Here is a 13,424-nt window from a genome sequence, read left to right as displayed (position 1 = left end):
TGATGTTCCTGCTACGCAGCGGACACGATCGGCGGCGTGACGCTGTAGCAGTCGGAGCAGGTCTGTTCACCGGAGGGCCAGTGCTGGTCGCTGCGGGCCCCGAAGACGTCGGTCATGCGCTGCTTGGTCTGGTGGTAGATCGGCGCGTAGCCCTCGGCGGTGATCTCGTTGGAAGGGACGTGACCTCGCATTTTTTGTGGGTCCTCTCGGTCGTTGTTCGTGGCATTGCCGGGTGGCGATGCCAGGGCGTACGCCCTCAGAAGGCCTCTGAGGGAGATCGAGCAGACCCGCTGCTTCCGTGTCGGGGAGTCGAATTCCGGTCGACGGATCTTCCTGTCGGTGCTGCGAGCAGCGGGTCGAATGCGTGCCCTGTCTGCCGGTGCTGCCGGCCAGCGCGAGGACGATTACCAGGGCGCTGACGGCGGCGACGTAGAGCAGGACGGCAAGGCGCTGTCTCCAGCCGCGTAAGAGGGGCCTCATCCCGCACAGACCGGCATGTCCGGGGTGATCGGGCGGAGCGGCTGGAGTTCGGCGGGGTCGGAGGTCCACTCCTTGCCGGAGGAGTCGAGCGGTCTCATGTGCGCGACGGTCCGGATGAGGCGGCCGGTCTGCTTGGAGTGGTATTGGAGGACCAGGCCGACCGTCCCACGGCGACCTGATTTCAGGTGTGCTACCTCGCGCCCCATCAGCCGGTGGTTCCCGATCTCCGTGACATGCGTGTCCACGGTCATCGACCTCGCTCCTCTCCGACAGGGGGTGCAGCGGGCCGCCGGTGCGACGTGGGTACGAGGGCCTGCGGCCCGCTGCGAGGGGGAGCACCCGGAGTCGTCTTCGCTCCGGGGTGCGATGACCAGTCAACGACTGGACGGACCCCGCAGGGAATGAAGTCCTGCTGAAGTTACGCGGCTCGGATTGGCTGCTCTCGGCCACCCGATCGGTCCCAACTGCCAGACTGGGCAGCATGATGGAACTCAACGGAGCCCCCGCTGATCCCGAGGCCGTGAAGGCGCTCGCGCTGGTCAATTACGGGCATTTCACGTCGATGCGCGTCGATGACCAGCGGGTGCGGGGCCTGTCCCTGCACATGGAGCGACTGCAACGTGACTGCCGCGCGGTCTTCGCCGCCGAACTCGACATGGACCGCGTCCGCGCATACGTGCGCCGGGCTGTTGTCGGCCAGGAGGGCTCATTCGTCGTCCGAGTCAGCGTCTTCGATCCGGCCCTCGACATGGGCCACCCCTCGGCGCCGTCCACACCGCATGTCCTGGTGACCAGCCGCCCGACGGGGCAGCTTCCTATGCCGCCCATGCGGGTCCAGGCCGTTCCGTACGTACGCGACGTCCCGGCTGTGAAGCACCTCGGTCTCTTCGGCGCCCTCCATGCCCGCCGGGCGGCACAGCTCGCCGGTTTCGATGACGCACTGTTCTACGGGCCGGATGAACTGATCTCCGAGGGTGGTACCTGGAACGCCGGCTTCATCGACAGCGACGGGGCCGTGATCTGGCCGAAGGCGGAAGTCCTGCCCGGGGTCACGATGGCACTCCTCCAGCAGCAGCACGAGCACACGGTCACGCACATCACGCGGGAGGCGGCGTACAGGATGCAGGCCGCGTTCGCCACCAACACGAGCATCGGCGTACGGGCGATCAGCGCTATCGACGCCATCCCCTTGCCCACCGAGCACCCGGTGCTGGCCGCGCTGCGCGAGGGGTACCTGGCCGCACCCGGCGAACTCGTCTAGCCGGAGCCGGGGCATGGGGGTTGTGCGATGGACGGGGAGGGAAACGCGGGCCTTACGCACGGCCCTGCGGATGACCGTCCGCAAGTTCGCCGTACACATCGGGGTCAGCGACCGCATGGTGTCGCACTGGGAGCGGGGCGGGGTCGGAATCGCCCCGCGTCCCTCCAACCAGGCCGCGCTCGATACCGCGTTGTCCTGCGCGGGCACGGAGGTGCAGGAGCGGTTCGCAGTCCTGATCACGGAGCAGGCTGCCGCGGCCGAGGATCAGCGTACGGAGATACTTCTGGCCGCCAACCCGCTCCAGTTCGTGAGGCACCCGGTTGACGGGAAGCTGATGGTGGCCGTTCCGGAAGGGATCTATCTGAGGGGCGATGTCGGCGAGACGACATGGCTCCCCGCCTACCACCTGGACGTGTTCCCCACCACCAATGCCGACTACTTCCGCTTCGTCTCTGCTACGGGTCACCCGCCCCCGCAGCACTGGGAGGGATCGCGGTACCCGGACAGCCTCTTTGATCACCCGGTGGTATGGGTCACGTGGCGCGACGCCGCGGCCTATGCCGCGTGGGCCGGGAAGATACTCCCCAGCAGTGCCCAGTGGGAGAAGGCCGCCCGGGGGACGAAGGGCAACATCTACCCCTGGGGCAACAGCCCCACGGCGGCGAAGTGCAACGTCTCCGACTCGGGCATCGGGCACACCACCTCCGTTAGCCGTTACCAGAGCGGAGCCAGTCCCTTCGGCGCTTACGACCTGTGCGGCAACGTGTGGGAGTGGTGCGCCACCGAGTCCTCACCGGGGCGCCGGGAGCTGAAGGGGAGCGCGTTCACCAGCCCCTTCGTCCGCGCGACACCCTCAGCCTTCAACGACGCCTCCACAGGCATGTGCGACGAGGACACCGGATTCCGCTGTGTCGCCGAGCACCTCTGAGCCGGCCGTGAGCCGGTACCGGCGCCGGCTGCACGAGGCGCTGCGCTCGCCGTAATCGGGAGGTCGCCGTCTCCGGCGCCGTAGAGGGCGTGTTCGAGGTCGCCGCACGATGGGCGCCGGGAACGGGCTCCTCGTCATCGAACCCCGACCCCGCCCCCCTTGCTTCTACGGTTGGCCGAGGGCGGCGAGGATCTGGGCCTCTTTGCCAGGGTCCACGCCGTGCTCCGACCACCTCGGGTGTTCGACCGGCCGACCGTCCGCCTGCATCCACGCCCAGGTGTCGGCAATGGTGTCGGCGAGCGGACGGCAGCGGAGCCCGGACGCCACGGCACGGGAGGCGTCGACGGACCACACCCCGGAGTGGGTGCGCCACAGCGGAAGCTCCGTCCACTGCTTGACATCGTGCGCGGTGAGTGCCGCCGCATCGGCCCACACCGGGCTGCCGGTGCTGCCGGTGACGGCCAGGCACGCGGCGATGAAGTGGGCCCAGCTGATGCCCTCGGGGTGGGCGATGTTGAACGCCCGGCCGGGGTCATCGGTGCTGGCGGCCTGATCGACAGCAAAGGCGGCGACGTCCCGCACGTCCACTGGCTGGATCATCTGGGCGGCCGGCGCGGGGACGACGGTCGGACCGCCGCGCTGGGCACGGGTGAGCCACCAGGGGAGGCGGCCGACGTACTCGCCAGGCCCCAAGATCACTCCGGGCCGCAGGAACACCACGTCGTCCCCGAAGGCGGCGCGCACTGCAGCCTCTCCGCCCGCCTTCTGGAACCCGTACTTCGTCGGGCTGCCGTCGGCGCCGGTGCGTCCGAACGACTCATCGGCGTCCGGCGGGCACTCCAACAGTGGGGAGTCCTCGGTGAGCAGGTGGTGGGGCCACCCTTGATAGACGGACACCGTGGAGACGTGCACCCATCGGGCGGCGGCGGGGCGCAGGGCATCGGTGGCGAGGAGCACGTCACGGGGTGGGAACTCGCTGCTGGACGTGTCGATCACGGCATCCCACGGCCCGTGTGAGGCGAGCCGCTTCAGGTCGTCGGGACTGGTCCGGTCACCCCGGACCGTGTCGACGCCCTCAACCGCACCAGATCGGCCCCGGTTGAACGTCGTTACGTCCCACCCGCGCCGAAGCGCGTCGTCAACGATCGCGCGACCAAGGAACCAGGTGCCCCCCATCACCAAAATCCGCATGAGAGCGACCCTGCCACGAAGCACCATGCGGGCACCATCCCGGGCCTTGCCATGGCCAGCTCTTGGCGCGGTCGGCACGGTTGCCCTGGCTTGATGCGTCGCGGACGACCAGTACCTCACTCCTGCTGGGTGGTGCGGTCCATGAAGGCCGTCCAAGCGTGGGGGCGGAAGAGCAACATGGGGCCCTGAGGACGATTCGAGTCGCGCACGCCTATGCATTCAAGGGTTTGGGCGACTTCAACACATTCACCGCCAGTGCCGTTGCTGTAGCTGCTCTTCCGCCACTGGGGATGGCTGGGAGGTCTCATCGGGAGTGTTCCTCCAGGGTTCTGTGGATTAGCGAAGCGGAACGTTGTGGACTCAGGGCGAGCGCCCTGAAGTGGTCGAATGCCTTCGTGTACAGGCTTACGTCAGTGGGCTCTTCGAGGTAGACGGAGTCGGTCAGGCCCTCGCGGTACACCACGTCCGGGTCCTCCTGTTCGGGGAAACCGAGGACTGTGAAGGGGCCGGTGGCCGGGTAGGCGCCAGCGTCGTAGGGGAGAACCTGCACCGTCACGTTGGTCAACCTCACGATGGACAGCATATGTTCGAGTTGCCTCGCCATCACCTGGCGATCGCCGATGACGTGTACGAGAGTGCTCTGATGGATCACGGCCCAGAGGTCGGGGGGACTGGCTTCGGTCAGGAGCTCCTGTCGTCGGAGTCGGACCTCTACGAGCCTTCGGATGTCATCCTCCGTCTGCTCGGCGGAGGCGCGGCACAATTCGGTGGCGTACTCGGCGGTTTGTAGCAGCCCAGGCACAAACTCGCCCTGGTAGGTGTGCAGATTGGATGCGGCTTGCTCCAGGCCGACGTATACGGAGAACCAAGCGGGCACGGCATCGCCGCGTGCGTGCCACCACCCCTTCGTCTTCGACTCCTTGGCCAGCGACTTGAGCAATTCACGCAGCTCGTCGGGGGTGCCGTAGAACCGGCACAGCGCATCGATGTCCGAGGGTTGTACGCGCCCCTGCCCGGTCTCCAACCGGTTGACCTTGGAGCCACTCCAGTCCAGCCCGTTGCCGACCTGGACGCAGGTGAGGCCGCTGTCGTCACGGAGCTTCTTGAGTTCGATGGCCAATCTGCGACGCCGGGCCGTGGGTGAGCCTGCCATGCCAACTCCTCTCGTAGTAGCGGACATTCCATCTCATCCGAAACAGCCGGCGCGGCCAATCACTCGATGGAGCGAATCTCCGCGTGCACATTGCATGACGAGATATGCGTTGGGATGCTCTCATGCGAGGCACCTGAAAGTCACGGGTTGAACACATGGCGCGATCAACCCGGAGGAGATCCATCAACAGGGGGTTGAAGTCATGGACGTGGTAGTCAGCCGGACCCGGAAGAAGCCGTTGGAACTGCAGTTCCTCGCTGAGCCGGAGGAGGTGGCCGCCTTGCGGCGCATCCTTCGGCTTCACCTGACGCATTGGAGCCTGAGGGACCTGATCGAGCCCGCGCAGCTTTGCGTCAGTTCGCTTGTCGCCAACGTCATCACTCACGTCGGCCGCGGAACGCCGACGACGCTGACCCTCTCGGTGAGTGGCGATCGTCTGCGCATTGAGGTCCAAGACCCGGATGCTCGCGCGCTCCCCACGCTTCTTTCGGCATCCCCTGGGGAAGAGGCGGGCCGAGGACTCGTCCTCCTCAATGCGATGGCCGCCCGCTGGGGCGTCATCTTGACGGCCTCAGGCAAAACGACGTGGGCCGAGCTCGAATCCGCCGTCGCGGCAGAGACTGGTCGGACGCGAGACGATCGCATCGCGAGGGCTGCGTCCTTGCTGTCCCACTATCGGGACGGCGCGCCGCACCTCTGGGGCGTCACGCCGCTCAGCCTGGCTACAGCGGAGAAGAATGCCGTCGACCTGATCGCAGATGTGCTCCACTGGGTGAGGGCCCATGGTTGCGACCCCGACGAGGTGTTGGACCACGCGCAGGCGCGGTTCGAGGCCCTGTAAGTCCGTGTAGGTAGCCGTAGCGAGTCCCGCGTGAGGGCGGACAGTCATCCCGCTGCGATCGCCGAGTGCGTCCAGGCGTCTGCAGGGATCTTGTGATGCAGCTTACAGGCGATGACCATCGGCTTGCTGCCCTTGCACGCGGCGGGACGAGCGCCATCCAGGGCTGCGGGCCGGGCTCATGTGCGTGCATTTCTGGCCAAGTCTGATCTCGTTTTGAGTGCTCTCTGCTGATGAGTGCTGTTCTCTGCATAGCTTCGCCCCATGACTATGCGGGAATTGCTCATAGAGGTGGCCCAGAAGTATGACCGTCGCGCAGGCTGTGGCCTTGGTGTTCCCGGCCAGGATCTTCTGAGGAGCGTTGCCGGCCGCAAAGACCTGCCACTGCCGGAGGGGTGGGTGGTGAGTGGGCATGGAGGTGCTGGCGGTGCTGCCAGTTCACCATGGATTGGGATATTTGATCCTGATGTCAACCTGAAGTCGCAACGTGGCCTCTACCTTGCCTACATCTTCAGTACGGACCTCTCCTCGGTGACTCTCACGCTTCAGCAGGGGGTCACCGAGCTTGAGAAGAAGATCAAGAAGAGGAAACCTTTCCTCACTCAACTTGAACGGCAGGCGACGAGGCTGTTCGAAGCCTTGCCGACCAGGCTGGCGGCTGAATGGAAGCATCGCCCGTCCTTCGGCGGTGATCGAGGCTCACTTCCTGAGTCGTACGAAGTGGCGAGCGTGGTGGCGCGGCGCTATGAAATCAGTGAGCTACCACCGGAGGAAGTGTTGAACGGCGACTTGCACATCGCGGCGAGCCTGCTCCAGCGAGCCGCCGCGGCGCAGCAGTCTCTTCGTTTGGCGGATGACGAAGCCGTGCGTGGCGGAGATACATCACCGACTGATCCCCTATCGGGGTTCCAACCGAGAAGCAGCAGCGGGTACGTCGCGAGTATCGCCGCCAAGCAGCAACTGAAGAACCAGCATCATGAGGCCCTCATAGAGGACTTCGGTGCGTACATTCAGACACGGGGCTACCGGCCGACTAACCTACACATTCATCCCAAAGACCTGTTGCTGCACCAGCAAGAGGATTCTGCGGATGGAAGCCCCGAGTGGTTGGTGGAAGTCAAGGTAGTTGCCAACGGAAACCCTACGGCAGCGGTACGTGGCGCGGTGGGCCAGCTGCTCGAATACAGCTACTTCTGGTATCGAGAACTTCAGCGACCAGCCCCTCGCCTCCTGGCCCTCTTCACCGAAGACATCTTGGTGTACGCCCAGTACCTGGAGGACCAGGGGATCGCGTCCATCTGGCGTGCAGGTGACAGCTGGGCTGGGTCGTCCACCGCCGCCGCTTGGGGAATGGTCGACTGAGCACAAGGTGAGTCCAGGCCCCCCGCCCCCCATATCTCTCAGCCGCCGTGGCACTCCCCGTACGGCCTGCCCCATGTGCACCAGCACGGGGACGTGCCGGTCGGGGGCCACGGGGTGGCTTTGCCTCGGGCGGCCAGGGTGGTGGCGTATTCCGCCAGGAGGGACGGGGAGGACGGGGAGGTTTTCTCCGAGGCGGCGAAGGCTTCGTATGACGGGACGCTGGCCGTGACGATGCCCAGGTTCGTGGTGCCCGAGGCGGCCAGGGTGCGGAGGGAAGCTTCCACCTGGGCCAGGTGGGCGTCGTGGGAGGGGTACTCCGTGGACAGGGTGGGGTAGCTGGTGAGGAGCTCCGCCAGTTCGCGTGCCGGCCAGTGGAGGATGGCCACCGGGAAGGGGCGGGAGAGCGCGGCGCGGCGGTCGCCCAGTTCGGCGCGCAGGCGGGCGATCTCGGCGCGGAGTTCGGCGGGGTCGTCGGAGCCGAGGGCCCAGATGCGCTTGGGGTCGTGGAGTTCGTCCAGCGGGATCGGGCCGATGTGGCGGGTGTCCGCGACCATGTCCCAGTCGTCGTGGGGGAGCCCGAGGAGGCGGCGTACGCGGTGGCGGCCCGTGAGGAGCGCGGTCGTGGCCGGGGTGAGGGGGGCGTTGTCCGGGGCCAGGAGGGTGGCGGCTTCCGTGAAGCACTCGTGGGAGGCTTCGAGTTCGTCGTGGGCCTCCAGGGCCTCGGCGATGACCTCCCAGGGGGCGGGGTCCGAGGGGGCCGCCGCGCGGATGCCCTGGATGAGGGCGCGGGCCTCGGGCTCGTGGCCGTACTCCCAGAGGTTGGCCGCCTGGAGGGCCTTGATGAGGGATGGGTCCTCGACCGTCTCGTGGGAGAGGAGCTGGTCGTAGAGGGCGCTCGCCCGTTCGCGTTCGTCGGCCAGTTCGAGGTGGGCCGCGGCCTGGAGGAGCAAGGGCTCCTGGTCCTCGGGGTAGCGGGTCGCCGTGCGGATGAGGCGCTCGGCTTCGGCGATGTGCTCGGCAGGCGTGTCGGGGCGCATGGTTTGCAGCGTACTGCCGCTGGTCAGTTGAGGGGGGAGGACTTAGGGTGCCGCCCGTGCGAGATCGCGTGCGGGTCGTGGTGCAGGGGAAGGGCCGGCGGGCGTGGCATGCGCGCCGGGTCGGTCTCGCGGGGGCGTTGTGGGCGGCCGGTGAACTGGCCGTCACCGTGGGCGTGGTGGTGATGCTGCTGGTGGTGCACCAGGTGTGGTGGACCAACCGGCAGGCGCTGAGCGCCGCGCACGAGGTGGTCAGGGAGCTGGAGGGGGGCGGGTGGGCCCCTGTGGACGAGGAGGGCGGGGTGGGCGAGGATCCGGCCGCCGGTTCGTCCGTCGCTCCGTCCGACGGGCCGGACGGGTCCGGGTCCCCGGGCGAGGCGCCTGCCGGGAACTCGGGGCCGCGCACCTCGAAGCCGTCGCCGCGGGCGTCCGCGTACGGGATCCTGCGCATTCCGCGTCTCGGCGTCGCCGTGCCCGTCGCGCAGGGCGTGGACAAGCGGTCCGTGCTCGACAAGGGGTACGCCGGGCATTACGCGGGGACCGCGCAGCCCGGTGCCGAGGGGAACTTCGCGCTCGCCGGACACCGCAACACGCACGGGGAGCCCTTCCGTTACATCAACCGGCTGCGGCCCGGGGACGAGTTGATCGTGGAGGTGCGGGGGAAGCGGTACGTGTATCTGGTCGGGCAGACGGTGGGGGAGACGACCGAGCGCGACACCGGGGTGATCGCGCCCGTGCCGCGCAGCGCGGTCGTGCCGGGGGCCGGGTACAGCGAGCCCGGTGCGTACATCACGCTGACCACCTGCACGCCTGAGTACAGCTCAAAGTACCGGCTCGTGGTGTGGGGGACCCTCAAGCGCTGACGGGCGGAGGGGCGGACGGACCGTAGTGTGGGGCGGTGCGTCGGAAATGGGTGAAACGTCCGCAGTTGGTGTGACTTGCCGTGCCGTTCGTGTTGTTTGCCGGCGGGCTGCCGCCCGCGAACCGGGTGGAGCCGCCATCGGCACGATGTGGGGGCGCAGCGTGCTCTCGCTCCTGCCGGGGTGGAGCTCGGGCGAGCGGCAAAAGCTCGCCTCGCAGGTGGTCGTGGTGGCGGCGGGGACGATCGCGCTGGTGATGACGCACACGGCGCCGAACACGCTGGTCAGGCTCTCCCTCGTGTCCTACGAGGGCATGGCGCAACTTGGTGCCGATGCTGCTGCTGGGTCTGGTGTGGCGCAGGCTCACGACGGCGGCCGCGGTGTGCGGGCTGGCCGCGGGGGTCGCGGTGGTGTGCGGGCTGGTCTTCACGGGGAACGACCCGGTGTGGGACGTGAACGCCGGCATGGTCGCCCTCGCGGTGAACCTGGCCGTCGCGCTGACGGTGGCCTGGCTCGGGCCGCGGGAGGGGGGAGGGGGAGGGGGAGGGGACGGGCGACGGGCCAGGAACCGTCGGCCGGACGAGGAGGTGCTGGCGCGCGATCCACTGCCCGGAGATCGCGGGGATCAAAACGAGGGCTCGTCCGTTGTCAGTGTGCGTGGTTAGTATCGATCGCGAGTACGAGTGCGAGTAGCGGATCCTGTACGGGAGTTCGTGCGCGGGAACGGGAGGGGGTGGTTCGTATGGCAGAGCACAGCGGGCTTCGCCCCGTGCGGTTCGCCGCGCCGTCCGCACGGCTGGTTGCACTGCTGGCCTCGCTCCTGGTGCTCGGCGGATTCCTCGGGCTGTTCGCCGGGGAGGGCGGGCTCGGCGCGGTCGTGGTGGTCCTCACGGCCACCTTCGCCGTGGGCGCCTCGGCCCTGGCCGCCCGGCTGGTCCGGCCTGTGCCGCCGCACCGCATACGTACCGCGATCCGTGATCGCGAGCAGCGCACGGCGTTCTTGCCGCAGCGCGATCCCGACGCTTCGGGCCGGTCGCGGCCCAGGGCGCCCGGCCGTCCCCTTCCGACGGCCGCGTAGGGGCGCGCAGCTCCTTCCTCCTGATCACTTCTGATCACCTCACCTTGCCGCCCCTCGCGGGTCGTCACGCCGAAACGCATCTCTTTCGACGTTCGACGAGTCCCTTCGGAGGGCCCACGTGTCCGTATTCATCGATCTTGTTGCCGTGCTGGGCCGGTTCCTGGAGCCGGTGCTGGCCGAGTCCGCGACCGCTGCCGCGATCGTGCTGTTCACCGTGCTCGTACGGCTCGCCCTGTACCCGCTGAGCCGGGCCGCCTTCCGCGGCGCGACCCCGGTGGCGGGCATCCTGCCGGTGCTGCTCCAGTTGCCGGTGTTCTTCCTGATGTACCGGGCGTTCTCCTCGTCGGAGATCGGCGGGGCCGCCAACGAGCTGCTCGGCCACCGGCTGTTCGCCGCGCCGCTCGGGGACCGGTGGGGTGAGGCGCTCGGAGAGGGCGGCCTCTTCGGGGAGCCCGGGCTGGTGTTCCTCGGGCTGTTCGCGGTCGTCGCGGTGGTGGCCGCGTGGAGCGCTGTGCGCGGACGCAAGGCGGCGGCGCTGGCGGCTGTGACGGGTGGGGTCGGGGCCGCCGGGATCAAGGCCGGCGCCAAGGCCAGCGGTGCCAAGGTCGGCGGCGCCAAGGCCAGCGGCACCAAGGCCGGCGGGCTCAAGGCCTCGGGGGCCGGTGGAGCCGGGGCCGCCGCCTTGAGTGCCGAGCAGCAGGAGCTCATGCGCAAGCTGGGCGGCGTACTGCCCCTGCTGTCCTTCGGGACGCTGATCACGGCCGCCCTGGTGCCGCTGGCGGCCGGGCTGTACCTGGTCACCACCACCGCCTGGTCGGTGGCCGAGCGCGCCTGGCTCCAGCACCGGAAGGACCGGGCGGAGCGTGCCGGGCGGGCGGTCAGCGGAGCTGAGCGTTCCGCCATGTGAACAGGGTCTTGCGGATGAGGCCGACATCTTGGAGGATCGACCAATCCTCCGATGGCCGCAACCCATCGTCCGGCCCGGGGCATGCCCATGGGCCGACCACCCTCGACCACGGGAGAATGCCCATGAAGCTGCTGCGTGTAGGACCCGTCGGGTCGGAGCGCCCCGCGCTGCTCGACCAGGACGGGACCCTGCGGGACCTGTCCGGCCTGATCGCGGATGTGGACGGCGCGCTGCTCGCCGACGACTCCGTGCTGTCCCGAGTACGGGACGCGGCCGGGTCCGGCGAGCTCCCGGTGCTGGACGCCGAGGGTCTGCGGATCGGGTCGGCGGTCGGCCGCATAGGCAAGGTCGTGGGCATCGGCCTGAACTACCACGGGCACGCGGCGGAAGTGGGCGCCGAGGCGCCGGCCGAGCCGATCCTGTTCCTCAAGGCCCCGGACACCGTGGTCGGCCCCGACGACACCGTGCTGATCCCGCGCACCAGCGTCAAGACCGACTGGGAGGCAGAGCTCGGCGTCGTCATCGGTGCCACTGCCCGCTACCTGGCCTCCCCCGAGGAGGGCCTCGCGCACGTCGGCGGGTACGTGCTGGTCAACGATGTGACCGAGCGCGCGTTCCAGAACGAGCGCGGCGGCACCTGGGACAAGGGCAAGAACTGCGAGACGTTCACCCCGCTCGGCCCCTGGCTGGTCACCGCGGACGAGATCCCGGACCCGCAGGTGCTGGACGTCAAGCTCTGGGTCAACGGTGAGCTCAAGCAGGACGGCAACACGTCCGACCAGATCTTCGCCGTCGGCGAGGTCGTGCGGTACGTCAGCCAGTTCATGACCCTGCACCCGGGCGACGTCATCGTCACCGGCACCCCGGCCGGTGTGGCCGCGGGCCAGCCGGAGCCGAAGCCGTTCCTGCGGGCGGGCGACGTCGTCGAGGTGGAGATCGACGGGCTCGGCCGTCAGCGCCAGGAGTTCAAGGACGCTTAGTCCCAGCGGATCGAAGGGGAGGGGCGGTGCCGTCGTCGACGGCGCCGCCCCTTTCCGGTTCTTTCCGTTCTTCCCCTTCTCCGGTGCCCGGGCTCGCCCGTCAGCGCCCGGAGGGCATCCGGCGGCGCCGGCCGGCGAGCACCAGGCCCGCGCCCGCGGCCAGTGCCGTGGCGGCTCCGCCGGCGATCCAGCCGTTCTCGGCGCCCGCGCCCGTGCTGGCGAGGTCGCCGGAGGCGCCGCCGGCCGGGGTCGCCTGGTTGCCCGTACCGGTACCGGTACCCGTGCCCGTGCCGCCGTCGGGCGTGTGGTCGACGATCGGAGTGGTGGTGCCTTCTTCGCCGCCCTCGTTCGGCTTGCCGGCCGCTTCCTCTGCGGCCTTGTCCTTCGCGCGGGCCACGTGCTGCCCGGTCTTGAGGAACTCGACGCGGTCCGCGGGCGTGCCGCGCAGCGCCGCATCGGCGGCCTTCCTCACCTCGGGGCCGCCCTCGCTCATGATCTGCGTGACGAGGAGGCCGTTGTCCTGGTCGCGGAGTACGTGCTGCTTGGTGGTGACGAACTCGCGCAACTGCGCGGGGGAGGGATTGCCGCTGAGGAACGCCTGGATGCCCCGCTTCAGGACGGGGCCCGCGTCCTGAAGCATCCGCAGGATGGCGACCCTGTCGTCGTCCGCGCGGACGGAGTGCTGCCCCGTCTCGACGAAATCGCGGATCTCCTCGCGCGTTCCGTGGCTGAGCAGGTGGTTGACCCGCTCCGTGATGCCCTTGCCCGCGCCCGCCAGCATCTTCAGCATCTCGACCCGGTCGTCCTCCAGCCGGGCCACGTGCTGCCCGTTCTTGAGGAACTCGGTGAGAGCGGCCTGCGTGCCCGCCTCAAGGGCCCTCCCGGCTTCGCGCCGCACGCCGACACCGCCGGTGCTGAGGATCTGAGTGACCTTCACCCGGTCGTCCACGTACTGCTGCTGCGCCCAGACGACGTCCAGGAAGCGCCTCACGTCCTCGGCCGTCCCCTTGAGCGCCTTCTCGGCCGCCGCGCGTACGCCGGGTCCGGTCTCGGGGTCCGCCAGGATCGCCTCGATCTTCTGCCGGTCCTTCGCCGCCTGCCCGCCGTCATCCGGGGTGCCGGCCTCCCCCTCCGACGGGCCGCCCTCCGACGGGCCGCTCCCCGGCGCACCCTGGTCCGGCGCGGAAGGCGCCGGGGGAGCGGCGGATGACGGCGCATCGGCGGCGACGGCGGGGGAGGCGAACAGGACGGCCGGGACCATCGCTCCGACGGCGATGGCCGAGGCGAGACGGGGCAGTTTCACGAGGAACACCATTCTTCACACATGCGACGATCTTTCACTTATGCAAACC

General features: G+C 68.9%; 15 protein-coding genes and 1 pseudogene. 9 read left to right on the top strand and 7 right to left on the bottom strand.

The annotated features are described in order from the left end of the window. Nucleotides 1-11: 11 nt before the first annotated feature. Both AC061S_RS28130 and AC061S_RS28125 read right to left on the bottom strand, forming a co-directional pair. Nucleotides 12-191: a hypothetical protein gene (locus AC061S_RS28130; protein WP_478688680.1), complete on the bottom strand. Its 180-nt coding sequence runs from the start codon at nucleotides 189-191 to the stop codon at nucleotides 12-14. 285 nt (nucleotides 192-476) lie between these two features. Next, nucleotides 477-731, bottom strand: coding sequence for a hypothetical protein (locus tag AC061S_RS28125; RefSeq protein WP_478688679.1), 255 nt, complete (start codon nucleotides 729-731; stop codon nucleotides 477-479). A 230-nt stretch (nucleotides 732-961) separates the two neighbouring features. On the opposite strand from AC061S_RS28125, the gene AC061S_RS28120 reads away from it, so the two are divergent. After that, nucleotides 962-1,741 carry an aminotransferase class IV family protein gene (locus AC061S_RS28120; RefSeq protein WP_478688678.1) on the top strand — a complete coding sequence of 260 codons (780 nt, stop codon included), beginning with the start codon at nucleotides 962-964 and terminating at the stop codon, nucleotides 1,739-1,741. A 70-nt stretch (nucleotides 1,742-1,811) separates the two neighbouring features. Beyond that, nucleotides 1,812-2,669 (top strand): SUMF1/EgtB/PvdO family nonheme iron enzyme, encoded by an 858-nt coding sequence (locus AC061S_RS28115; RefSeq protein ID WP_478688677.1) that lies wholly within the window; start codon nucleotides 1,812-1,814, stop codon nucleotides 2,667-2,669. Between the two features lie 165 nt (nucleotides 2,670-2,834). Here the strand turns inward: AC061S_RS28115 and AC061S_RS28110 are convergent, their stop codons facing one another. From AC061S_RS28110 to AC061S_RS28100, 3 genes are all read right to left on the bottom strand, one after another. Then, the gene (locus AC061S_RS28110) at nucleotides 2,835-3,845 is read right to left on the bottom strand and encodes an NAD-dependent epimerase/dehydratase family protein (RefSeq protein WP_478688714.1); all 1,011 of its coding nucleotides are present in this window, start codon (nucleotides 3,843-3,845) and stop codon (nucleotides 2,835-2,837) included. Between the two features lie 131 nt (nucleotides 3,846-3,976). After that, on the bottom strand, nucleotides 3,977-4,168 hold the full coding sequence (locus tag AC061S_RS28105; protein WP_478688676.1) for a DUF397 domain-containing protein: 192 nt from the start codon (nucleotides 4,166-4,168) through the stop codon (nucleotides 3,977-3,979). Then, nucleotides 4,165-5,013 (bottom strand): helix-turn-helix domain-containing protein, encoded by an 849-nt coding sequence (locus AC061S_RS28100; RefSeq protein WP_478688675.1) that lies wholly within the window; start codon nucleotides 5,011-5,013, stop codon nucleotides 4,165-4,167. Before AC061S_RS28100 ends, AC061S_RS28105 begins: the two co-directional genes overlap by 4 nt. Before the next feature lie 202 nt (nucleotides 5,014-5,215). Here AC061S_RS28100 and AC061S_RS28095 point away from each other — a divergent pair, with 202 nt between their 5' ends. Together AC061S_RS28095 and AC061S_RS28090 are read left to right on the top strand one after the other, a co-directional pair. Then, on the top strand, nucleotides 5,216-5,854 hold the full coding sequence (locus tag AC061S_RS28095; protein WP_478688674.1) for an ATP-binding protein: 639 nt from the start codon (nucleotides 5,216-5,218) through the stop codon (nucleotides 5,852-5,854). A gap of 261 nt (nucleotides 5,855-6,115) precedes the next feature. Then, nucleotides 6,116-7,213, top strand: a complete 1,098-nt coding sequence (locus AC061S_RS28090; RefSeq protein ID WP_478688673.1) for an MrcB family domain-containing protein — start codon at nucleotides 6,116-6,118, stop codon at nucleotides 7,211-7,213. 38 nt (nucleotides 7,214-7,251) lie between these two features. On the opposite strand, the gene AC061S_RS28085 is transcribed toward AC061S_RS28090, so the two are convergent. Beyond that, a complete protein-coding gene (locus tag AC061S_RS28085) occupies nucleotides 7,252-8,250 on the bottom strand; it encodes a tetratricopeptide repeat protein (protein WP_478688672.1) in 999 nt (332 codons plus the stop codon). A gap of 56 nt (nucleotides 8,251-8,306) precedes the next feature. On the opposite strand from AC061S_RS28085, the gene AC061S_RS28080 reads away from it, so the two are divergent. From AC061S_RS28080 to AC061S_RS28060, 5 genes and pseudogenes are all read left to right on the top strand, one after another. Further along, the gene (locus AC061S_RS28080; protein WP_478688671.1) at nucleotides 8,307-9,110 is read left to right on the top strand and encodes a class E sortase; all 804 of its coding nucleotides are present in this window, start codon (nucleotides 8,307-8,309) and stop codon (nucleotides 9,108-9,110) included. Between the two features lie 136 nt (nucleotides 9,111-9,246). After that, nucleotides 9,247-9,772: pseudogene (locus AC061S_RS28075) on the top strand (sodium:solute symporter family protein); the annotation flags it as partial. Nucleotides 9,773-9,849: 77 nt separating this feature from the next. Further along, a complete protein-coding gene (locus tag AC061S_RS28070; RefSeq protein WP_478688670.1) occupies nucleotides 9,850-10,185 on the top strand; it encodes a DUF6412 domain-containing protein in 336 nt (111 codons plus the stop codon). A 118-nt stretch (nucleotides 10,186-10,303) separates the two neighbouring features. Continuing rightward, nucleotides 10,304-11,092 (top strand): hypothetical protein, encoded by a 789-nt coding sequence (locus AC061S_RS28065; RefSeq protein ID WP_478688669.1) that lies wholly within the window; start codon nucleotides 10,304-10,306, stop codon nucleotides 11,090-11,092. A 122-nt stretch (nucleotides 11,093-11,214) separates the two neighbouring features. Beyond that, entirely contained in the window at nucleotides 11,215-12,072 is an 858-nt protein-coding gene (locus AC061S_RS28060; protein ID WP_478688668.1) for a fumarylacetoacetate hydrolase family protein, read from the top strand. Nucleotides 12,073-12,172: 100 nt separating this feature from the next. Here the strand turns inward: AC061S_RS28060 and AC061S_RS28055 are convergent, their stop codons facing one another. Further along, a complete protein-coding gene (locus AC061S_RS28055; RefSeq protein WP_478688667.1) occupies nucleotides 12,173-13,375 on the bottom strand; it encodes an ALF repeat-containing protein in 1,203 nt (400 codons plus the stop codon). Between the last annotated feature and the right edge of the window lie 49 nt (nucleotides 13,376-13,424).

This window comes from Streptomyces sp. CA189, from assembly GCF_056428985.1.
Note: the sequence above shows the minus strand (reverse complement) of the source record. Positions and strands in the feature narration are given on the sequence as shown.